General features: G+C 71.0%; 12 protein-coding genes. 4 read left to right on the top strand and 8 right to left on the bottom strand.

Annotation, left to right across the window (positions count from 1 at the left end; all coding sequences use genetic code 11):
- The first annotated feature begins 546 nt into the window (after positions 1 to 546).
- Positions 547 to 1,890, top strand: coding sequence for a hypothetical protein (locus AB0J72_RS30695; protein WP_363404581.1), 1,344 nt, complete (start codon positions 547 to 549; stop codon positions 1,888 to 1,890).
- 175 nt (positions 1,891 to 2,065) lie between these two features.
- On the opposite strand, the gene AB0J72_RS30690 is transcribed toward AB0J72_RS30695, so the two are convergent.
- Entirely contained in the window at positions 2,066 to 3,415 is a 1,350-nt protein-coding gene (locus tag AB0J72_RS30690; protein ID WP_363404579.1) for an FAD-binding oxidoreductase, read from the bottom strand.
- A 55-nt stretch (positions 3,416 to 3,470) separates the two neighbouring features.
- Positions 3,471 to 6,902, bottom strand: coding sequence for a BTAD domain-containing putative transcriptional regulator (locus AB0J72_RS30685; RefSeq protein ID WP_363404577.1), 3,432 nt, complete (start codon positions 6,900 to 6,902; stop codon positions 3,471 to 3,473).
- Between the two features lie 273 nt (positions 6,903 to 7,175).
- On the opposite strand from AB0J72_RS30685, the gene AB0J72_RS30680 reads away from it, so the two are divergent.
- On the top strand, positions 7,176 to 9,602 hold the full coding sequence (locus AB0J72_RS30680; RefSeq protein WP_363404575.1) for a hypothetical protein: 2,427 nt from the start codon (positions 7,176 to 7,178) through the stop codon (positions 9,600 to 9,602).
- 517 nt (positions 9,603 to 10,119) lie between these two features.
- On the opposite strand, the gene AB0J72_RS30675 is transcribed toward AB0J72_RS30680, so the two are convergent.
- From AB0J72_RS30675 to AB0J72_RS30660, 4 genes are all read right to left on the bottom strand, one after another.
- Positions 10,120 to 15,258, bottom strand: a complete 5,139-nt coding sequence (locus tag AB0J72_RS30675; protein WP_363404573.1) for a hypothetical protein — start codon at positions 15,256 to 15,258, stop codon at positions 10,120 to 10,122.
- Positions 15,255 to 16,637 carry a hypothetical protein gene (locus tag AB0J72_RS30670; RefSeq protein WP_363404571.1) on the bottom strand — a complete coding sequence of 461 codons (1,383 nt, stop codon included), beginning with the start codon at positions 16,635 to 16,637 and terminating at the stop codon, positions 15,255 to 15,257. Before AB0J72_RS30670 ends, AB0J72_RS30675 begins: the two co-directional genes overlap by 4 nt.
- Before the next feature lie 62 nt (positions 16,638 to 16,699).
- Positions 16,700 to 17,533: a hypothetical protein gene (locus tag AB0J72_RS30665; RefSeq protein ID WP_363404569.1), complete on the bottom strand. Its 834-nt coding sequence runs from the start codon at positions 17,531 to 17,533 to the stop codon at positions 16,700 to 16,702.
- Entirely contained in the window at positions 17,530 to 17,835 is a 306-nt protein-coding gene (locus AB0J72_RS30660; RefSeq protein WP_363404567.1) for a hypothetical protein, read from the bottom strand. The genes AB0J72_RS30665 and AB0J72_RS30660 overlap by 4 nt, the downstream gene beginning before the upstream one ends.
- A gap of 66 nt (positions 17,836 to 17,901) precedes the next feature.
- On the opposite strand from AB0J72_RS30660, the gene AB0J72_RS30655 reads away from it, so the two are divergent.
- On the top strand, positions 17,902 to 18,171 hold the full coding sequence (locus AB0J72_RS30655; protein ID WP_363404565.1) for a hypothetical protein: 270 nt from the start codon (positions 17,902 to 17,904) through the stop codon (positions 18,169 to 18,171).
- On the opposite strand, the gene AB0J72_RS30650 is transcribed toward AB0J72_RS30655, so the two are convergent.
- Both AB0J72_RS30650 and AB0J72_RS30645 read right to left on the bottom strand, forming a co-directional pair.
- Positions 18,158 to 18,718, bottom strand: a complete 561-nt coding sequence (locus AB0J72_RS30650) for a Uma2 family endonuclease (RefSeq protein ID WP_363404562.1) — start codon at positions 18,716 to 18,718, stop codon at positions 18,158 to 18,160. The genes AB0J72_RS30655 and AB0J72_RS30650 overlap by 14 nt on opposite strands.
- 349 nt (positions 18,719 to 19,067) lie before the next feature.
- The gene (locus AB0J72_RS30645; protein ID WP_360573046.1) at positions 19,068 to 20,228 is read right to left on the bottom strand and encodes an acyl-CoA dehydrogenase family protein; all 1,161 of its coding nucleotides are present in this window, start codon (positions 20,226 to 20,228) and stop codon (positions 19,068 to 19,070) included.
- Between the two features lie 211 nt (positions 20,229 to 20,439).
- On the opposite strand from AB0J72_RS30645, the gene AB0J72_RS30640 reads away from it, so the two are divergent.
- Entirely contained in the window at positions 20,440 to 21,861 is a 1,422-nt protein-coding gene (locus AB0J72_RS30640; protein ID WP_344501669.1) for a UDP-glucose/GDP-mannose dehydrogenase family protein, read from the top strand.
- The last annotated feature ends 54 nt before the right edge of the window (positions 21,862 to 21,915 follow it).

Genomic DNA, 21,915 nt, shown 5'->3' with positions numbered 1-21,915 from the left:
GCTCTGGCATTAATTGGCGGGGGGTTTTCACATCCCCCGGGGTCGCGCGCGGGGCCGCGGGGGGGCCTACCCCAACCCCCCCCCCCCCCCCCCCCCCGCCCCGGTCGTCTCTGTGTCGTGTCATGAGACATTTTGAGACGCCCGGCGGCGTTCAGCCGTATCGAAGGTCGCGTCGCAATCCGTAGCAAGATGGTGCCGAACCGCCATGTTACTGGCAAGTAATTCATCCTGTGGGAGGTTGAAGCGGCGCGATAGTTGGAGGCATCGTGAGCATCTACGTTCTTTTGACCTCGGTTGTTCCGATTCTGTTGGTCATTGTGCCGAGCTGGGTCTACCTGTGGTCGCGGAGCCAGGCCAGGCGGCAACGCGCGTTTCGGCTACTGTCGATGGTGCTCAGGCGGCGATAACCTCGGCCGGTAGCAGTTCCCGAGACGATGTGAGGGCAACGACGGTCATGTCGACGCTTCAGGACATGCGGAGAATGGCTTGACGCAATCACACAAGTCTCAGCGACCCGATGCCGCAGCGTCCGCTCTGTTCGACTACATGGAGGCGCTGTATCTGACCGCTGGACGGCCCCCATTGCGGCAGGTGGCAAAGCGGACCAACAAAGAGATTTCGCACTCGACGGTGCAGCGTTACCTGCACGGACCGCAATTGCCCAAATGGCAGAGCCTCAAGCTCATCGTCTCGGCGCTGGGCGGCGACGAGGAGAGGGCATTCGAGCTGTGGCAGGAAGCGAACCTCTCGACCGTCGCCGCGCCCGCGGCGATACCTGATCTCGATGTGCGGCCGCCCGCCGATCCTGGCGGCGACGAGGCCCGGCGGGCGGCCGCCATCATCAGCGGCGCCGAAGCGCAGGCCGAGCAGATCGTCAAGGACGCCGAGCACCGAGCGGGCGAGATCGTGGCCGGTGCTCGCCGCACGGCCGCTCGCATTCTCGCCGACGCTCGCTCTGACGCATCACGGACGGTCCTGGATGGGCACGAAGACGAAGTGTTCGGCGTGGCGTTTCACCCGAACGGCCGGGTTCTCGCGTCCGCCGGTGCGGACGCCGCGATTCATCTGTGGGATCCGGCGCGCCGACGGCTCATCGCGAAACTTGAAGGCCACGATCGGGCACTGACCGACATCGCCTACAGCCCGAGCGGTCGCCTGCTCGCGACATCGAGCTACGACTCGACGGTCCGACTCTGGGACGCCGATCGTCACGTCCAGAAGGGTGATTCGCTCACTGGGCACGAAGATGAGGTCTGGGCCGTGGCATTCAGCCCGGACGGGCGCTCGCTGGCATCGGCGGGAGCCGACGGAAGCGTGCGCATCTGGGACGTCAACCGCCGGCGGCAGAAGGCCAAGCTCGAGCACTCCGACACCGCCACGGCCGTCTCGTGGTCACCGTCAGGGGAGTTCCTGGCCACCGTGAGCGTCGATCTGTCGTTGTGCATCTGGTCCACGGGCACCTGGGCGCGGATCGGTGGCCCGCTGCACGGCCATCTCGATGAGGTCTGGGGCGTCGCGTTCAGTCCGGACGGTCGACTGATCGCGACCGGCAGCAATGACGGCACGGCCCGGCTGTGGGACCTCAAGACGATGAGCCCGGCCGGCGAGCCCCTGGATGCCCACACGGACGCGGTTGCGGGCGTGGCGTTCAACCATGATGGATCATTGCTGGCGACCTGCAGCTACGACCGGTCGGTCCGACTGTGGCTCGTCGGTGACGAGCGGCCGTATGCGGCGCCGCTCATCGGTCACACCGATGCGGTCCTCGCCGTCGCATTCGACCCCGTCGGCCAGTTGTGTGCCTCTGCTGGGGCCGATCGGACGGTCAGGACCTGGCGGGTGGAGTACCGCGACGCCGGCCCGCTCGGCGGCGTCCGGGCCGCAGTCTGAAGCGACACTTCTCTACCCATCAGGCACCGTCATGGCGCGGACGTGCCGCAGTCCGCCGATCGACCCACGGCCTGCCGCGCCCGCACCTGCTCGACCACCCGGAGGGCGAGCAGGTGCGGGCGCGGTTGCAGGACGCCGGCATGGATGTGTGCGGCCGCCAATGGGTCGCGCAGGCTTATCCGATCAGCGCCTGGCCGCTGGAGAAGACGTTCGTCGGGTCGTAGGAGCGCTTGATGCGCAGCAGCCGGTCCCGGTCGGCGGTCGACCAGTTGGCCAGGAGCGCCTCCGGGGCGGCGTGGCCGGAGAAGTTCATCAGGCCGCCCGGCGCCGTCTCCACGGCGAGCAGCCGGTCGGTGACCGCGTCGACGACCGGCGCCAGCTCGGGCAGGCCGGGCCCGATGGCGAACAGCGAGTACTGCGCGCCACGGCCGCTCACGGCGTTGGGGGTGGCGGGCGTCCGCGCGAACGCGCCGCCGAGGTGCCGGATCTCCACCATCATCAGCGGTACGTCCACCTGCGGCCCGGCGACCTCCAGCACGTGGTCGACGGTCTGCGCGGTCAGCTCACCCAGCAGCACGCCGCGATCGCGGGACGGGAGCGGGTCGACCGGGTCCTGGTGCACGGAGTCGACGGCCGAGTACGGCCGCCACGACACGTCGTCGATGAGCGCGGGCGCCGCGGCGCGCATCGGGGCGAGGAGCGCCTCGCCGTCCTCGGCCGTGCCGAGGTACGCCACGCGCAGGTGCGCCACGTACGCGCCGCGCAGCGGCTCGGGCAGCAGCGGCAGGGGCGGCAGCCGCAGCAGGGCCACCGACGTGCTCATCTCCTCCGGCAGCCCGGCCACCCACGCCCGGTAGGCGTGCAGGACCTCGGCGGCGTGGCTGCCCGGGAAGTGGATGCCGCCGCCGAAGAACCCGGCGACCTCGAACAGCCCGAACTCGATCTCGGTCACGATGCCGAAGTTGCCCTTGCCGCCGCGGACCGCCCAGAACAGGTCGGCCTCGTGGTCGGCGTCGACGGTACGCAGCGCGCCGTCCGCCGTGACGATCTCGATGGAGCGGACGTGGTCGGCGGCGAAGCCGTACCGGCGGCCGAGGGGGCCGGCGCCGCCGCCGAGCGTGTAGCCGACGACACCGACGTGCGTCGACGAGCCGTTCAGCGGTGCGAGGCCGTGTGCCGCGGCCGCCTCGACGACCTGCGACCAGCGCGCGCCGGCCGCGGCGCGGGCGGTGCGCGTCACCGGGTCGACGGAGACCGCGGTCATCCGGCCGGTGGTGACGAGCAGGCCGCCGGTCACCGGGCGGACCGCGCCGTGCCCGGTCGCCTGGACCGCGACCGGCAGGCCGTGGGTGCCGGCCCAGCGCACCGCCGCCGCGACGTCCTGCGCGCCGGTGGCGCCGACGACGACGTGCGGCTCGTGGTGGATGGCGACGTTCCAGGACGCGACCTCGGCCGCGTAGCCCTCGTCGCCGGGAACAAAGACGGGCCCGGCCGTGACCGGGAGATCAGTCAGTGCGATGGTCATGCCGGTACGGTGCCGGAGCCCGCTTGGCACGTGTTTGGCCCGCGCTTGGGTGCCGCTAGGGCTTCGCCAGGGTCGCCAGCTGCGCGTCGCTGGCCGCGACCAGGTGCGCCGCGCCGAGCCGGGCGTGCGCGGCGCGGGCCGATCGGGCGTGCTCCAGCGCCGCGTCGCGGTCGCCGAGCCGGGCCGCCAGCTCGGCGAGGACGAAGTGCATCGAGCCCCAGGTGGCGCATCCGCTGCCGACGGTGCAGAACCGGTCGGCGAAGGGGGCGATCTCGTCGTACAGCTCGCGCGGGTCGGGCGTGCCCAGGCGGGCCGCGATCAGGCCCCACTGGAACGCCACGAACTCCCAGCCCCACAGCTGCTCGCGCGCCGTGCCCCAACGCTCGACCAGCGACCGGGCCAGCCCTTCGTCGCCGGATTCGCAGGCGGCCAGCACGGCGGTCGGGCGCAGCAGCGAGTACGGCGGCTCGTCGGCGCAGCGCACCAGCTCGTCGCGCAGCTCGCCCTGGCGGCCCTGGAAGCGGCGGACGGTGTACAGCAACGCCAGCCGGATCCACTGCGCGCCCCACAGGCTGGTGTGCTCCTGCAGCGCGAACGCCTCACCCACCAGGCGCTCGCCCTCCGCCCAGCGGCCAGCCAGCATCGCGCGACCGGCCTGCGCATACCGCACCTGCGCCGGCAGCACCGGCGTGCGGATCCCCTCGACCAGCCGCACGCAGCGGGCCAGGTCGGCGTCGAACCCCGCGACGTCGCCCGCGATCACCTCGGTCATCATCCGGTGCAGCCGAGCGGTCGCCTCGACGGTCGGTGGCAGCGGCGCGATCGTCAGCAGCTCGTCGACCGCGGCGCGGCGCTCCGCCTCGCGGTGCGGCACCCACGCGGCGTTCCAGTAGTTGTTCAGCGTGCGCGCCAGCAGCTCGGGGTCGCCGAGCTCGCGCGCCAGCCGCACCGCCTCCGCGGCGTGCGCCTCGCCGACCTCACGGTCGGGGCTGTGGTACAGCTCGACGGCGAGCGTGCCGAGCAGCACCGCGCGACGGTAGCGGTCGTCCGGGCCCAGCCGGTCCAGCTGTTCGCGCAGGATGCCGGTCATGCGCTCGTCGACCGTCAGGTACGGCCGCCACAACCACAGGGTCACCCCGCCGAACAGCGTCGCGGCGTCCATCGCCAGCTCGTCGTCGCCGAGCTGGCGGGCCAGGGTCAGCGCCTCGTCGAGCACGGTGCGGGTGCCTGCCACGTCGCCCGCGGCCCGCCGCGCGACGCCGAGGTCCACCAGCAGGCGGCACCGAGAAGTGGCGGCGCCCGGGCGGGTCGGGTCCAGCGCGCCGAGGGCGGACTCGAGGTACCGGGCGGCCTGGTCGTAGGCCAGCTGCGCCATCGCCACCTCGGCGGCCCGGGTCGCGTACCGCACCGCGCGCTCCGCGACGCCCAGCCGCGCGGCCATCGTGAAGTGGTGCACCAGCCGCCCGAGCAGGTCCGGGTCGTCCGGGCGGTCGAACGCCTCCAGCGCCTCGCCGACCTGCCGGTGCAGCCGCGCCCGCCGCAGGCGGCTCAGCCCGCCGTAGACCGTGTCCCGCACGAGGGCGTGGGAGAACCGGTAGTCCCAGCCGTCCGGCACCTCCAGGAGCACGCTGGCCTCGACCGCCGGCTCGAGGTCCGCCATGACGTCCTCGCCCCGGTCCTCGGTGGCCGCCTCCAGCAGGAGCGGGTCCACGTCCCGCCCGATGACCGCGGCGGTCTCCAGCAGAGCGCGGGTGCGCTCGGGCAGCCGGGACAGGCGCCGGGTGATGACGTCGCGCACCTTCTCCGGCACGCCGGTCCCGGCCACCGCCTGCGCGCTGCCCCACCCGCCGGGGTGCTCGCTGTCCAGCAGCCGCAGCAGCTCCTTGAGGTAGAACGGGTTGCCACCGGTGCGCTCCAGCAGCGCGGCGGCGACCGCGCCGCCGGGCCGGTCCCGGTGCCCGGGTGCGAAGCCGGCCGTGTACTCGGCGATGTCGTCGGCGGTCAGCGCGCCCAGCCGCAGCCGTTCGGCGCCGCGCTCGTTGGCCAGCAGCGCCAGCGTCTCGCGCAGCGCCGGGCCGGCGTCGGCCGACTCCGGGCGCAGCGTGGCGAGCACCAGGATCGGCAGCCGGTGCAGGGCCGGCGCGAGGTGCGCCAGCAGCTGCAGCGACGAGGCGTCGGCGACGTGCAGGTCGTCGACGACGACGAGCAGCGCCCGCGCGGCGGCGTGCGCGCGCAGGACGTCGCCCACCGCCTCGTGCAGGTGAAACAGGGCGGTGTCCGGGTCCTCGGCGCGCCAGCGGTTCTCGCCCCGCCCGGTGAGCACGTCGAGCAGGTCCCGGACGGCGTCGGTCTCCGGCAGGGCGCGCAGCACCTGCGTCCACGGCCAGAAGGCCGGCGTGGCGCTCGCCTCGACGCACCGGCTCCAGGCCACGTCGAGCCCGGACCGGCCGGCGAGCTCGGCCGCGCGCTCGGCCAGGCGGGTCTTGCCCAGGCCGGCCTCGCCGGCGACGAGCAGCACGCCGCCGGCCCCGCCGCGGGCCAGCTCGATGCGCTCGGCGACGCGGCGCACCTCACCGCTGCGCCCCACGAGCGGCTCGGCGGCCGACTGCCCCGCCGGTGTGGCGGCCTGCTGCCCGGCCGGTGCGGCGGCCTGCTGCTCCGCCGCCGGTGCGGTGGTCCCGGCGACGGTCAACGCCTCCCGCGCCGGCGGCGGGGTCAGGGACGGGTCGTGGCGCAGGATCGTCGCCTCCAGCGCGCGCAGCTCCGGCCCTGGCGGCAGGCCCAGCTCCTCGTCGAGCAGCGCGCGGGCGCGGCGGAACGCGGCCAGCGCGTCTGCCTGCCGGCCCTCGCGGTACAGCGCGAGCATGAGCTGCCCCCACGACCGTTCGCGGAACGGCCGGCGGTCCAGCAGCGCCTGCGCCTCCGCGATCGCCGCCCCGTTGCGGCCGGTGCCGAGCCGGACGTCGACCAGGTCCTCGTGCGCGGCGTCCCGCAGCTCGTGCAGGTGCGCCACGGCCGCGGCGGCGAACGCCTCGTCGGCGAGGTCAGCCAGCACCTCGCCGCGCCACTCGCCGAGCGCCTCGCCCAGCAGCCGCTCGGCCGCGGGCAGGTCGCCGCGGCCGAGGGCCTGGCGGGCGGACTCGGCGCGGGCGGCGAAGCGCACCGCGTCGATCTGCTCGCCGTCGACCGCCAGCAGGTATCCCGGATCCCGGGTGAGCAGCACCGCCGGCGGCGTGCGCGGCGGCCGGTCCGGCTCCAGGGCGCGGCGCAGCTGCGAGACGTACGCCTGCATCGTGCCGGTCGCGCTCGCCGGTGCCGCGCCGGCCCACAGCCCCTCGACGATCCGGTCGACCGAGACGACCCGGCGGGGCTCGAGCACGAGCATCGCCAGCACCGCGCGCTGCTTGCGGGCGCCGAGCTCGATCGGCTCGTCGCCCGGCGTCCGCGCCTCGAGCGGGCCCAGGATCCGGAAGTCGAGCCGCGCCACCGGGCCACGATAAGCCGTCCCGCCGAGCCGGCAGATCGGCCGAGCGATCCCCGAACCGGCTCCGGACGGACGACGCGGCGCCCCGGATGACGTCCGGTGGCCATCAAGCATTCCGAGAGATGTCTTATCGCCTGATACCAATCGTGACCGTTGAAACAATGCTGTGCGGCGCGGTAACCCGGGCGTTTCTTTATCGGCGATCTTCTGGAACAGGTCATTCGTATTTTCCATTTCGCACTGAAACCTTTCAGTGCGAAATAGGGAGAGTCGCATATGGTCCGTTTCGCACCCCTGAGGGGGCGAGTCCGGCTTCCGTCCGCAATACTCGCCGGCTGCATCGCCGCAGCAGGCCTCTTCGTACCCTCCGCCGCCGCGGACCCCGGCGACGAGCCGATCGGCTCCAGCGGCTTCACGGTCGACGCATTACCGGACGGCGGCGCGCGGGTGACGCTGCGGCTCGACGAGCCGCTGCCGGTCCGCGACGCCGTGCCGGAGCTCGCCGTCGACGGGCGCGTCATCGGGGCGGCGAAGGAATCGGCCGACGGGCTGAGTCTCACCGTGGAGACCACCGACGCCGCCGCCGCCGTCGCCGCCGCGCAGCGCGTCGACGTCGCCTGGAACGGCGTGGTGCCCGGATCCAAGGCGGCGCCGCCGAGGTCCGCCGCCGCTCCCACCACGCCCAAGGGCCTGCTCAAGAAGCAGCTGTACACGGACCCGGCGCAGCCCGGTCCGTTCCAGGTGGAGCGGATCGACTACGACCTCGGCGACACGGCGACGACGCTGCCCGGCCTGAGCGACCTGCCGGCCGAGATCCGGGCCGCGGTCTACGCACCGGCCGGCGCGAAAGGCGCCCGCCCGGTCGTGCTGTTCCTGCACGGCCGCCATTCGGCCTGTTACAACCCGGTCAGCCGGGCGACGAACAACACCAACTGGCCGTGCGCGGCCGGGTTCATTCCGATCGACAGCTATCTCGGGTACACCGAAACCGCGCAGGCCCTGGCCACCCACGGGTACGTGGTCGTGTCGATCAGCGCCAACGGCATCAATGCCAAGGACGCCAGCTTCACCGACGACAACGGGGCCGTGGCCCGCGGGCAGCTGGTCATGGACCACCTGGACCTGCTGGCGAAGTGGACCACGACCGCGGGGCACCCCCTCGCAGGCCGGCTGGACCTGTCCAACGTCGGGCTGATGGGGCACTCACGCGGCGGCGAGGGCGTGGTCGAGGCCGCGCTGCTCAACGCCGAGCGGCAGCACCCGTACGGCATCAGGGCGGTCCTGCCGCTCGCCCCGGTCGACTTCGGCCGGCCGTCGCTGCCGGACGTACCGATGGCGGTGCTGCTGCCGTACTGCGACGGCGACGTCTCCAACCAGCAGGGCCAGCACTTCTACGACGACACCCGGTACTCGGTGCGGGACAACGTGCTGCGGTCGTCCCTCATGATCATGGGAGCCGACCACAACTTCTTCAACACCGAGTGGACGCCCGGCGTGTCCGTCGCGCCGTCCAGCGACGACTGGTCGCCGGCCAACGACGAGGTGTGCGGCAGCGCCAGCCCGGCCCGGCTGACCGCCGCCGAGCAGCGGGCCGTCGGCACCGCGTACATGGCCGGCTTCTTCCGGCTCGTGCAGGGCGGCGAGACGGTGTTCCTCCCGCTGTTCGACGGCACGAACGGCACGGTGCCGTCGGCGGGCCGCGCCGTGGTCCACGCCCAGGCCCAGCAGCCCGGCTCGCGCCGGCTGGACCTCGCGCCGCTGGAGCGCCCGGCCGGCAACGTCTCGGTCTCCGGCTTCGACCTCGGCGCGTACTGCTACAGCGTGGCCGCGCGGGTGCTCCCCGGGGACACCCCGTGCTCGGCGACCACCGCGACCTCGAAGATCCCGCACTGGACGCCGGCGACGTTCGCCCCGTCGGTGCCGGTCAGCCCGGTCCTGCGGCTGCAGTGGAGCGCGGCGTCGGTGTCGCCGGAGGTACGGGTGGCGCTCGGCCCGGGTGAGTGGAACGTCACGAAGTACGACGCGCTCACCTTCCGGGTGGCCCGGGACGAGACGGCGGCCGGCGACGTCGACCTCGCGGTCACGCTCGTCGACAAGGCGGGCGGCACCGCGACCGTACGGGTCGGCGACGTCAGCCCGGCGCTCACCCCGTTCCCGGCGTCGACGAACACCGCCAACGGGATCAGCCGGCTGGGCAAGACCTGGCTGCGCACGGTCCGGCTGCCGATCGCCTCACTGTCCGGGGTGGACCTGACCAGCGTCCGCTCCGTGCTCGTCCGACCGGCCACCCCGTCCGGCGGCGCCTATCTGTCCGACGTCGCGTTCGACACCCCGGGTGTCGGCGGCGGCGTCGCCACCCCGGCGGTGCTGGTCAGCATCGCCGACACGACGGTCTCCGAAGGCAACGGCCCCGGCACCGCGACGATGCGGCTGTCACTGAGCGGCAAGCTCAAGGAGGCGGCGACCGTGCAGGTGCAGACGGCCGCGAGCGGCTCCTCCTCCGCCGGCCAGGTGCCACTGCTGTCGTTCCCGGTCACCATCCCCAAGGGCGCCACCGAGGCGACGATCCAGATCCCCCTCACCGGCAACACGGTCACCAACACCGCGTCGCTCCGCTACAAGATCACCATCTCGGCCCCCACCGGCGCCGCGATCGGCGACGGCTTCGCCTGGCTGACCGTCCTCGACGACGACGCAGCCTGACGCGAAACCACGCGGTGGGGCCGACGCGACCCGTCGTCCCCACCGCACCGCCCGTCCAGGCTTGCCGGCCTAGCCGTTGAGCAGCTGCCGCGCCATCACGATGCGCTGGACTTGGTTGGTGCCCTCGTAGATCTGGGTGATCTTCGGTTATATAGGCTTTGAACTGCAGAAACGCTCGCAGAAAGGTGGCAGGCCAGGATTTCGCCAGAGTTCACATTTCACCACTTTGTGGACACAATCGAATTACTTCGACCTGTAGCCAACCACTTCCTCAAGGTAGTCGGCTGAGGCTGGGAACGCAGCGTATCCGGCGCCAGCATCTGCCTCTTCGCTGTGGCCGAACCGCCCAGCACCTTGAAGGATTGCTGCGGTCTCGTCGGCGGGGTGGTGTGCATCGCCTGCCGGAGGTCCTCAGGTTGCGGAGTCACGTCGTACCGGACATGCGGTCCGGGACGTGGCATCGTTGGGTCTGCCAGGGTCTGCGGCAGGCAGTCGATGGTGGCGAACGGAACGGCACTCAGTCGTCGGAGTTGTTCAGCAGTGTGCGGATCGCCTTGGCGTATGCCGATGCCCGCAGCCCCGGCTCGTGCTGAAGCCGTTCCTTCAGCTGCCGGCGCAGCACGGTCAACATCGGCCGCAGCTCCGGGTCGACCACCCCGGCGCGGAGCAGGACCAGCTGCGAGCGGAGCGAGGCCCGGTGCAGCCGCCGGGCAACGAGCGCGGGGACATCGGAAGATGTGCGGGCAAGCAACGCCCGCACATCTCCGACCCGTCCGTCGCGGTGCGCCGCCACACAGGTGAAGACGAGATGGTCGGTGACCCCCATCGGCTGACCGGGGTGCTCCTGGAGCAGTGCTGTCCAGGCGTCTGCCCTCAACTCCGCGGCCCAGTCCGCGTGCAGATGCGCGGTCAGCCAGAGCCGGACCGCCGGGGGCACCACCTCGTCCAGTCGATCCGGCCGCTCCTGGACCAGGTCGGGCTGGGGGTGCAGATACAGGGCACACCAGCCGAGATCGGTGTAATGGCTGGTTTCGTCCTCGATGAACCGGAGCGACAGCTCGGCGGCGAAACGCTCGCGGAAGCGGTCGGCCAGGTCTCTTCCGGCTTCGGGATCGACCAGTTGCAGGAAGCCGAGCAACGACGCCATGGCGGCCGGTGTGAGCGGGCCGGCCCGCTCGACACCTTGCATGATGTCATTCGACAGCTGCAGGTTCAGGCCGGCATCGATCGCCCAGTTGACGCCACTGAGGTAGCCCCAGTGCTCGGCGTCGCTGGTCCAGCCTGCCCGGATCCGGGCGCGCACGGAGTCCCATGCCACAGCTCGGGCCAGGTCGCACGCCGTGTCGAGGTCCCACATGGCGGCGGTCCGGAGGATCTCGGCCACGGCTTTCGGGCTGCGGATCAGGTCCAGCTGATGGCGCCAGCGGGTCATCGCGCGATGCCGTTCGTCGGACTTCGGCCGGGCCTGGTCGAGCTCCGTCAGCTGCCGGAAGGCGATCGCCTGGCCGTGGGGATTGTCGTCCTCGTCGAGCACGGCCGTCACGAGGCTGTGCTGCACCATGTCGTTCTTGTCCAGGTACTGCACCGTGCTCCGCGCCGCATCCTGGTTGATGCGCGCGATGGCGGCGAACGCCGCCATCCGGTCGAACGGGTTGCCGGCTCCGTGCCGGACCAGCTGGGCCGCCTTAATCAGCAAGTCGTCGACCACCGCGGCGGCCCTCATCGGCTCCATCCTGCGCAGCAGGCTGACCGTCTCTGTGAGGTCGCCGGGAGTGATGCCGAAGCGTCGCTTCGGGTCGCTGGTGCCGATGCCGGTCTTGTCGAACGCGTCGTTGGCCGCCGCGGCGACCCGGTGGTGCGCTCCGGCCCGGCCGAGCGTGGCGGTGACGGCGTGCACGGCTCGGAGCGCCCGTTCGGGCCGGTCGCTGTCCCTGATCTTCGGGTTGAACCCCTGCTGCTCGAACACCTCCACCCACTGCCGGGCCATCCGGCGGTCGGTATCGAGCACGTTGGCCACCTGATGGAAGGACCGGAGGGTCAGGTCGTCGCGGCTGTCTGCCATCCAGTGCTCGATGGCGATCAGGATGTCGGAGTTGACGGCCAGCTCGTCGAAGACGCTGCGTTTCGCGGCCAGCCGCCGGTTGTTGCCGAGGAACAGGGCGAGCTGAGGCCCCCAGGGGCGATGCACAGCGATCTTGGCCATCACGACACCGATGGCGTCGTCGAGCAGTTCCTCCGCGTAGCTGACGTCGGCGTCGATGATCGTCTCGATGAGCCTGAACCCGACCACGAGCCGGACGTCGACGTGCAGCACGCTCCGGACGAAGTTGATCCCGATGCGTTCGGCGATCCGGCGGGCGAAACTGGGCCGCCGCTCGTCGCCGTAGATCTCCTCGGCCTGGAGCGCGGACTCGATGATCATCGACCCACCCCGGCCGTCGCCCTCGCCGACGATCCGCTTGCTGATGTAGGCCACCAGGTCTTCGCTGTCCGGCCCGTACAGGATCTCGAGCAGGCCCTTGGGGTGCAGGACGCGCATCTCACGGACGATGTGAGCGATGTTGGAAAGGGTCTCCTGGCGCAGATCTGCGGCCACCCGGGAATAGACGTCCGTGCGGGCACTTAGCTCCTGGGCGATCCGTGCGGCCGCCTGCCGGTCCGCGGACCGGAGCAGGTGCAGTGCGGCGAACACGTGCCACGCGTTCGTGGAACGTGCCAGGTACGCGAAGTCCAGGGCGACCCGCTGCAACTGGGCGTCGTGGGCCGGTTGGCCTCGCCGGGCGGCGGTCCGGTCGGTGCTGTGCTTCTGCGGGCTGCTGTCGCCGGGCAGCCTCGCCCGGACCCGTAGGTGCAGCGCGTGCCAGGCCGCGAACGCCATCAGGCCGAGAGCCTTCGGCGGCTGGTGGGCGAGGATGTCCATGATCGGCTGGGTGCCCTCCAGGGAGAGCTTCGGCACGGCCTGCAGCCGGTCGACGGCCGACAATATGTCCGTGTAGGTGCTCACCGACAAAGTCGTGGTGTTGTAGGCGAGGAACTCGTCGGTGAGCTGGTTCATCCGGACATCGAGGAACTGGCTGCGACACAGCCGGAGCGCGTCGATGAGCTCGATCCGGGCGCCGGGGCCGCTGGCCCGCTGCAGCACCCGCTTCAGCAGGTGCGGCTGGAGCGTGTTGAGCAGCCGGTCCAGCGGATCGGGCTGCGAAACGTGCTTTAGCAGCGCCGCTCTGGTGGTCAGGACGCGGAGGATCCGGGCGAGTTCGCGTGGGGTGAACTGGTTGCTGAGCAGGCCCGTCGCGGTCTGGTTGGCCAGTTGTGTCAGCCACTGCTGGCGCTTACGCTCCTGGCCGTCGAGATACCGGTCCACCAGTCCGATGTACCGCGCGAGATGGCGCGGGTCGACACCGTCGTACACGAGGCGGACCAGCAGGTTCTGGTGCGAGGCGAGAAAGCGCTCCGCCTCGGTGGCGTCTGCCTGATGAAGGTGCTGGATGATCTCGCACGCCCACAGCAGGTCCCGCGAACGCAGCTCGAGACAGTCGGCGAGAGCGACCGCCAGCTTCTCCCAGAGCCCGCGATCCACCGCGGTCACGTCCAGCGCGGCCAGTTGCTTGGGCCGTGCCAGGATCTGCCACCCGTCGCCGGCCCTGGTCGCGAACGTCCGCAGGTGCTGCGGTTTCAGTGGCGCGCACAGGTCTTCTGGGGTCGGCATCCTGATGTAGGACAGAACGGCGAGCCGGGCCAGTGCCCTGCCCTGGGCCTCCGTCCGCCGGATCTTGCGGAACGGCTCGCGCTCACGCAGCAGCGCCGCCTCGACGACGGTTTTCGTGTTCACGCCCCGCTTCCCGGCCGCGCGAAGCAGCCACAGCATCACCTCCAGGTCCCGGTGACTCTCTCTGACGATGACCGGGATGACGTTCGGGTCCACCGGGTTGTCCAGCTGCGGGGCGATGCGCTCGGCGAAGGCGGTCATCGACTCCAGCCCCACGAGCAGCCGCTTGGTCTCCACGCCGGCGAACTCCAGGTCGGTGTTCGCATCGGCGTGCGCGACGCCGAGTACCGTCGCGGCGAGCTCTTCCGACAACTGGTTCAACAGCGTGGCGGAGTCGCGCTGGCCACCCTCCCAGGGCAGGTTGTCGATCAGGATCACCCGCCGTGCGGCCGAGCCCCCGGGATCCGGCCTGCGGAACCAGGCGGCGACGATTTCGTCCTTTTTCGGGACGCTGCTGATGGTGGGGGAGAGACACAACAGGTCGTACTCCCGGTCGGCGGTGTCGGCCAGCCGCTGCACCGCTCGGAGTGCCATCGTGGACTTGCCGCAGCTGGCCGGGCCGGCCAGCAGGATGGCGCCGGAGATCGTCGCTTCCAGGGTCGCGACCAGATGATCCTCTTCCTCCGAGGACCAGCCGCGGTGCAGTGGCGGAAGCTTGAGCAGCTCCAGATTCGCGTCCCGGAGGGCCGCGGCCCGGCTGGTGTCGGCCCACTTGACGAAGGTCTCGCCCCACACCGCACGGGCCAGGTCGGCCAGCGTGGCGCCAAGGGGAATGCGCAGCACAGGGTACTGCGGACGGCCGGGCTTGTCCGGGAACCTCAGGTCGATGTGGTACTTCTGCGGGACCTGGTCCGCCTCGGGGAAGTCGGCTGGGTCGGCGTAGGCGAGCAGGTAGCCGTAGAACCCGTCCTCGGCGACCGTGGCGAGCTTGGCCCGCAGCACCTGCCCGTTCAACGGCTCCAGGCGCAGGGTGCTGTCCTCGAAGCTGCCGGTGGCGATGACCCGGTGCGCGCCGACCCGCATGGTCTTGTCGATGTGCCGGGCGAGCTCGTTCATGGCGACCGAAGCGGCGGCCGAGCCCGACACAGCCGTGGCCGGCGGCAGCAGGCCGTGCACGATCAGAGTCCGGTCCGTCTCCGCGGCCGCACCGCCCGATCCCGGTCGGTCGCCGTGGTGCTCCAGCAGCTGAACCACCGCGGTCAAGCCGCGATGAACGCCCTCCACGAAGGACGGATCGCACACCTCGTCGCTGAACGCGGGCTGGAGATCCTGGGGCAGGAACTTGGCCGTCGCTGCCTTGATCATCCCGCGGTGGAACGGCTTCAGATCGCCACCGAGCACGATGCCCTGCCGTGTCTCCAGGTTGACCGTGACGAACTCGGTCCGCCGGCCTCTCACGACGTCGATCGCGGCCGCTCTCGGCATCGTGTCGGGACCGGTGAGCCTCGTCGCCGCCGCGAGCACCCCGGGGGGTGAACCCGCCGGGCGGGACCACAGTTCGCTCAGTGCCTTGTGCATCCGGCGCAGCGCCGCGAGCGGACCGTCGTCGCTGGCCCGGAGCCGCTCCCGTTCCGTCGTACCGCCGGTTCCTTCGTCCCAGTTCAGCCGCAGCCAGCCCCATCCGTCGTCGCCGCCCGCGTCGATGCGCTGCAGCAATCTGCCAATGCCGTGGTCCTTGGATCGCAGCCAGGCCGGGAGGGCAGCACCGGCCAACGCGATCCCGCGCTGGAAGGGTCCCCGCTCGACATACAGGCACAGCCGGGCGAATGGGGACTCCGCCGATGCGGGCAGGCCGGTGTCGTCCATCGTGCCCGGGGCGGCGTCGGCCAGCCGGTCGCAGGCCAGCAGGAAAGCGATCATGAGATCGCGCTGTTCAGCCTCGTTCATCCGACGCCTCCTTCGAACCGCAGTTCATCGACGAGTACCTGACGGACGTCGGTGCCGTTAGCCGCCGTCACCGAGTCGAAGGTGTCGCCGAGCGGTGAGCCGTCGGCGAAGCGCAGCACATCACGCTCGGCGTCCGACCCGAGCCGGACGAGCAGGACATCCGCGGTCTGGCTCCGGACATCGATGTCCACGCTGCGGCCGTCCGGCAGCGTCACCCGAAGCGTCGCCGTCTCGTAGGTCGACTCGTGTCCGACGGTGAGCCGGTCGGCGGCGGCAGCCGCGAGACCTTTCGCCGGGACCGGACGGATCCAGTCCCGGCGCAACTGCCGCAGCGTCGCCACCGCCGCCGCGCCGGACCGCGCCGAGGGCGCGAAGCGCTGTGCCGCCACGAGTGCGAGCAGCGCCAGCTCGGTCACCAGCGGGGACGGGGGCCAAGGCAGGCGGTCAGGGCCCGTGCCGGACCGCTGCGCATCTCCCGTCGCGTACGACGCGGCGAGCCCGGCCCGGTCGACGTCATCGAGGTGCTCCCACAACACCGCGCAGGTCCGCCACAGTCGGGCCGCCTGTGCGGCGCACCTCAGCCGGGCGGCGCGGGCGGCGTGCCGGCCGATCGCGGCGACACCGACCGTCGCACGGAGCCTGGCCCGGGTCGGCATGGCGGTGGCGTCGGTCACGCCGACGAACGGGGCCTCCGGCAGCGTGACGTCATCGCGGTCGGTCAGCGTCTCCAGGACCTCCATGATCCTTTCTCGGACGGCATGGATGGCCAGGCCGAGGTTCAGGTGCTTGCCGACCGCCTCCATCACAAGGTCGTTCAGTGTGGCGGCGTCGAACCTGTCCTCCTCGGGGTCGGCCGGCTCGGGCCCGCCGGCCGGCTGCGCTGGTTGCGCCGGTTGCTGCGAGCCGGCCGACGTCCTGGCCCGGCGCCGGCGCAGCACGGCCGCGAACGCCAAGAAGGCCGGTTCCTGCTGCCGGGAGGCGAGGGCGGTGGCGATCTCCCTGGACAGGAAGGCCTCCTCCAGCGCGGCCACCGGCGCGAGCGCTGGGTCTTCGAGGTCGCGGTGCTGGGTGGCGGCGAGCCGGGAGAGCTGCTCCAGCACCTGGAGCCGCCGATCGTCCTGGCCGCCGGTGGCACGGGCCGGGGTGCCCGGCCGGTGCTCGGACTCGTGCAGCTTGCGGCCGGTGAGCAGCCGGATGATCTCAGCCGTGCGCGCCGCGGTTGCGGTGTCCGCGCTGATGACGATCGCGACGGGAGCGAAGGTCACCGCGTCGCATGCGTACTGGATGCCCTCGGCGACGACGGTCTGGTAGGTCAGCGCCGGCCCAGCGGTGCCGAACTGGAATTCGATGTCATCGGTGTTCGTATGAATGGACGGCATGTCCTGCCTCCCTGAGGCCGGTGTGTCGGTTCCGTTTGGCTGGGGGTCCATGACCGGGCCGTTCACGCGTCGTTCTCCGCATATGACCGGACCACGGAGACGAGCAGTTTCTGCACGCGCCGGACGCGCTCCTTGCCGGCTTCATCACGCAGCGCCGCCGGGTCGTGCGCGCTCAGGACCGCACGTAGGTGGTCGATGTCGAGGAACTCGTCGTAGGTGCCGTCCGCGACTGCCTGGTGCACGGCGTACCGCAAAACCTGCGCCGCGTCCTGTCGCGTCTGCTCGCTGTGCTTGGAGGCTCGCGACGCCCCGGCGACCGCCCGCAGCATCCATTCGAGCGGCGCTACCAGCTCCGTAGCGGTCTTGTCGGTAACGACCGCCGACGTGTCCGAATCGGCCTCCTCGGCCGCGCTCGGCCAGGCCCGTCTGCGGGCCGCATCCATGATCTTGAACTTGATGCCGGTGATGCCGTAGCCGCGCACCGATCCGGCGGAGAACGTGAACGGGTCCTTGAGCCCGTTGTGGACGGACGCCCAGAACGACGCCAGGCCCTCGAAACAGAGGTTCTCGAAGTCCGCGTAGTTGCGAGGAGTGAACGACCGGCCGGCCTTGGTGAAGCCGTGTTCGGCCAGTTTCGCGACCTCGGTCAGCACGCGCGACGAGCTCAGGAAGGCGCACAGGTGATCCAGCGCCCGCAGGCCAGGGATCGGTACGTTCAGGGGTGGGTCCTGCAGCGGCTCGACGTCGGCGGTCGCTCCGCCGTTCGGGCACGTGCCGTCGAACACCTCATGTTCGCGCCGATGCCTCACGCGCTCCCTCCCTCGTGCGTCGCGCCGGTGGTGCGGGTGGCCGTCACCGGCCGCCCGCATCCGGCCGCGCTCGGCGGACGAGCTCATCGCTCGTCCTGGGAGCCCGGCGTGGTGGCACCGGCAACCGCCGGTGCAGGAGAGTAGCGGAGCCGGCGCCGGTACAGGCGGTCCGCGACCACGCCGGCGACGAGCAGTACGCCCGCCACGCCGGCGCGGACGTAGTAGCCTTCCGCCGCCGCGTCCACGATGGTGCAGATCAGGCCCGAGCCGGTGCTCAGCTTGACCGTGACGGCCAGCAGCGGCCGTGCGGGTGGCGGGGGCGGCTCCGGCGGCCTGGTCGCCGCCGGTAGGCGCAGTTGCTCGGGGGGTTCGATCGAACGCGCGTCCATGGTGTGCTCCTCGGGGTCGGCGGAAGCGGCACCATGTAAAAGAGTCCGAGAAGCCCCCAGGGGAAATTGCAGCAAAAGATCAAGGCCAATGTGACCGCGGTCACATTGGCCTTGATCTTTGGACTCTTCGGCGGCGGACCCGCGCCGGTCCGGCGAGGGCTAGCCGTTGAGCAGCTGGCGGGCCATGACGATGCGCTGGACCTGGTTGGTTCCCTCGTGGATCGGGATCTCGCCGACCTGCTGCTCGGCGGCGGCCCGGTCCGCGCGCAGGGCAGCGGTCCGCGTCTTGGTGGCCGTCCGCGTCGCGACGGTCGGCTCGGCGTCACGGCAGGGTGAGGTGATCTCCGGGTGATGTCTGGAGAAGCCACGCGAGGGGCATCTGTGCCGCGCGTTGGTATGAGCCCGCCAGCCCAAGCGCGTACAAGGTTACGGTCTGCGCAGCGTCACGGGCTACGGTCCAGTACTGCGGAATTCCTGCTGCCGCGTACTCGTCGACCTTGATGACGCGGTCGGTTGCCTCAGATCCGCGCGACATGATCTCGATGACGAGCAGGAGGTCGGTCACGGCCAGCCATACGGCATGCTGCTGAGGTCGCGACCATACTGTCAGGTCGGGGATGCGGCCGCCGTCGCCGTCCGGGCCGGAGATGCGGATGCCGGCGGCCTGCATCAGCTGCTCGGCGGGCCAGCCGGCGAGGCCGAGCCACAGCATCAGGCGGGTGGCGATGACGGCGTGCTCGCTGTCGGGGGGTGGCACGACGGAGAGCACTCCCTCGGGACTGGTCTCATACCGACGGCCGTGCGTGTCGGCGGAGATCATGGCGGCCAGGTCCTCGAGCGTGATGATGGCAGGCATGTGTCTGCCAACGGCCTCCGCGCTCATACACCTCATGCTACCGACCCTGCTCGTCGGATGGGGCCACCGCTACGGTGCGCTACATGCAGTCGAGGTCAATTTCGCATGTCCATAGTGGAGGATGTGCATCGATGCACTTGCAATAATGCAGCTGGAGGCCAGGATTCCGCCAGAGTGATGGTGGCCCACCGGGTTGGCTTAAGGGTGGGGTCTGTCTGGCTTCCTGGCCTCTCACCTGCGAAAACAGAACCGATAGGGCCATGACGGTAGGCCGGTGCCGCGTGCTCGTAGATCAGCGGCATCTCGGCGTGCCTTAGAGGGACTGGATAGGTGATGGTCGCTGATCGAAGTGGCCTGAGCTGCGAAAATTCGCCGGCTAACCGTTGAGCAGCTGGCGGGCCATGACGATGCGCTGGACCTGGTTGGTGCCTTCGTAGATCTGGGTGATTTTGGCGTCGCGCATCATGCGTTCGAGGGGGAAGTCCTTGGTGTAGCCGTAGCCGCCGAGGAGCTGGACGGCGTCGGTGGTGATCTGCATGGCGGCGTCGGAGGCGAAGCACTTCGCGGCGGCGCCGAAGTACGTGAGGTCCTTGTCGCCGCGTTCGGACTTCGCGGCGGCTGCGTAGGTGAGCTGGCGGGCGGCCTCCAGCTTCATGCCCATGTCGGCGAGCATGAACTGGATGCCCTGGAAGTCGGCGATGGGCTTGCCGAACTGCTTGCGCTCCTGGACGTAGCCGAGGGCGAAGTCCAGGGCGCCCTGGGCGATGCCGAGGGCCTGGGCGGCGATGGTGACCCGGGTGTGGTCGAGGGTCTGCATGGCCGTGGCGAAGCCGGTGCCCGGCGCGCCGATGATGCGGTCCGCGGGGATGCGGACGTTGTCGAGGTACACCTCGCGGGTGGGGGAGCCCTTGATGCCGAGCTTCCGCTCCGGCGCGCCGAAGCTGACCCCCTCGTCGGACTTCTCCACGACGAAGGCGGAGATGCCGCGGGAGCGGGCGGCGGGGTCGGTGACGGCGAACACCGTGTAGTACTCGCTGACGCCGGCGTTGGTGATCCAGCGCTTGACGCCGTTGAGGACCCAGGTGTCGCCGTCGAGGACGGCGCGGGTCTTCATGCCTGCGGCGTCGCTGCCGGCGTCTGGCTCGGAGAGGCAGTAGGAGAACATGGCGTCGCCGGCGGCGACCGAGGGCAGGTAGCGCTGCTTCAGCTCCGGCGACGCGGACAGCAGCAGGGGCATGGTGCCGAGCTTGTTGACGGCGGGGATCAGCGACGAGGACGCGCAGGCGCGGGCGACCTCCTCGATGACGATGGCGGTCGCGAGGGCGTCGGCGCCGGCGCCGCCGTACTCCTCGGGGATGTGCGGGGCGTGGAAGTCGGCGGCACGCAGCGCGTCGTAGGACGCCTGGGGGAACTCGCCGGTCTCGTCGGCGGCGGCGGCGTTGGGCGCCACCTTGCCGTCACACACCGCACGCACCGCTTCACGGACCGCGGCGTGCTCCTCCGGCAGCTGGTACACCTCGAACACGGCATCCCCCAAAGACCCGAAAATCCTGTAGCGACCGACGGCCTGAACCGCCGTTCAGGCTCGTCCGAGGGTGAGCATACCGATGAGTAACCAAGGAGCCGAAGGCGCGGTCGGCGGGGAGGGACTACTCTCGCCGGAGCAACGTCGGCAGTACCAAGCCCTATACGCCACAGATGTCCGCAATGCGGGTATTTGCGGAACGGGAAAGAGTGGAGACATAGGCGTGACCATCGCGTACCCGAGCACCCCACCCGTAGTAGCCGCGCCTTCCGGCGCACCACGCCCGCGGCTGACCTTCCTCGGCACCGGCTACCTTGGCGCGACCTATGCCATCTGCTTCGCCGAACTGGGCTATGAGGTGCTCGGCTTCGACGTCGACGAGGCGAAGATCTCGAAGCTGTCCGGCGGCGACGTGCCGATCCACGAGCCCGGCCTGGACGAGCTGCTCCGCAAGAACCTCTCCGCCGGCCGGCTGCGGTTCACGACGTCGTGGGAGGAGGTCGCCGAGTTCGGTGACGTCCACTTCATCTGCGTCGGCACGCCCCAGCGCCCCGACGGCATGGCCGCCGACCTGTCCCACGTCGAGAGCGCCGTCACCAACCTCGCGCCGCTGCTCAAGCGCAAGGCGCTGATCGCCGGCAAGTCGACCGTCCCGGTCGGCACCGCCGAGTGGATCGAGCAGCTCGTGCGCCGCCACACCCCGGCCGAGCTCGGCGTCGAGGTCGCCTGGAGCCCCGAGTTCCTGCAGGAGGGCGTCGCCGTCGAGGACGTGCTGCGCCCCAACCGGATCATCTTCGGGGTGAAGAGCGACTGGGCGACCGGCATGCTCTACGCCGCCCACAAGGGCGTGTTCGACCTGGCGCTCACCGAGGACCGCGAGGTCCCCGTCGTGGTCACCGACTTCGCGACCGCCGAGCTGGTCAAGGTCGCCGCCAACGCGTTCCTCGCCACCAAGATCTCGTTCATCAACGCGATGGCCGAGGTCTGCGAGGCCGCCGGCGCCGATGTGACGCAGCTCGCCCGTTCCATCGGGTACGACGCCCGCATCGGCAACAAGTTCCTGCGCGCCGGCGTCGGCTTCGGCGGCGGCTGCCTGCCCAAGGACATCCGCGCGTTCCAGGCCCGCGCCCAGGAGCTCGGCGTCGGCGAGGCGCTGCGCTTCCTGCACGAGGTCGACCTGATCAACCAGCGCCGCCGGCAGAAGATCGTCCAGCTGTCCGCGGAGCTGCTCGGCCGCGGCTACGGCCCGGCCGGCCCGGACCTGGCCGGCACCCGGATCACCGTGCTCGGCGCCACGTTCAAGCCCAACTCCGACGACGTGCGCGACTCGCCGGCCCTGTCCGTGGTCCGCAAGCTGGCCCGCTCCGGCGCCGAGGTCACCGTGTACGACCCGGAGGGCATGGACAACGCCCGCAACGACGTCGCCGACGTGACGTACTCCAAGACCCTCACCGACGCCGTCACCGGTGCCGACCTGATCTGCGTGCTGACGGAGTGGGAGGAGTTCCGCAACGCGGACCCCAACTCGCTCAACGAGCTCGTCGCGGCCCGCCGGGTGATCGACGGTCGGAACTGTCTCGACCAGTCCGTCTGGGTCGCGGCCGGCTGGGAGTACCGCGGCATGGGCAAGCCGGCAGTCGCTTAAGCGCCGGAATCTCCCGAACGGGCGCATCGCTTTCGCGACACGTCGAAACAAGGC

Source organism: Dactylosporangium sp. NPDC049742, assembly GCF_040674675.1.
Taxonomy (GTDB): Bacteria; Actinomycetota; Actinomycetes; order Mycobacteriales; family Micromonosporaceae; genus Dactylosporangium; species Dactylosporangium maewongense.
Note: the sequence above shows the minus strand (reverse complement) of the source record. Positions and strands in the feature narration are given on the sequence as shown.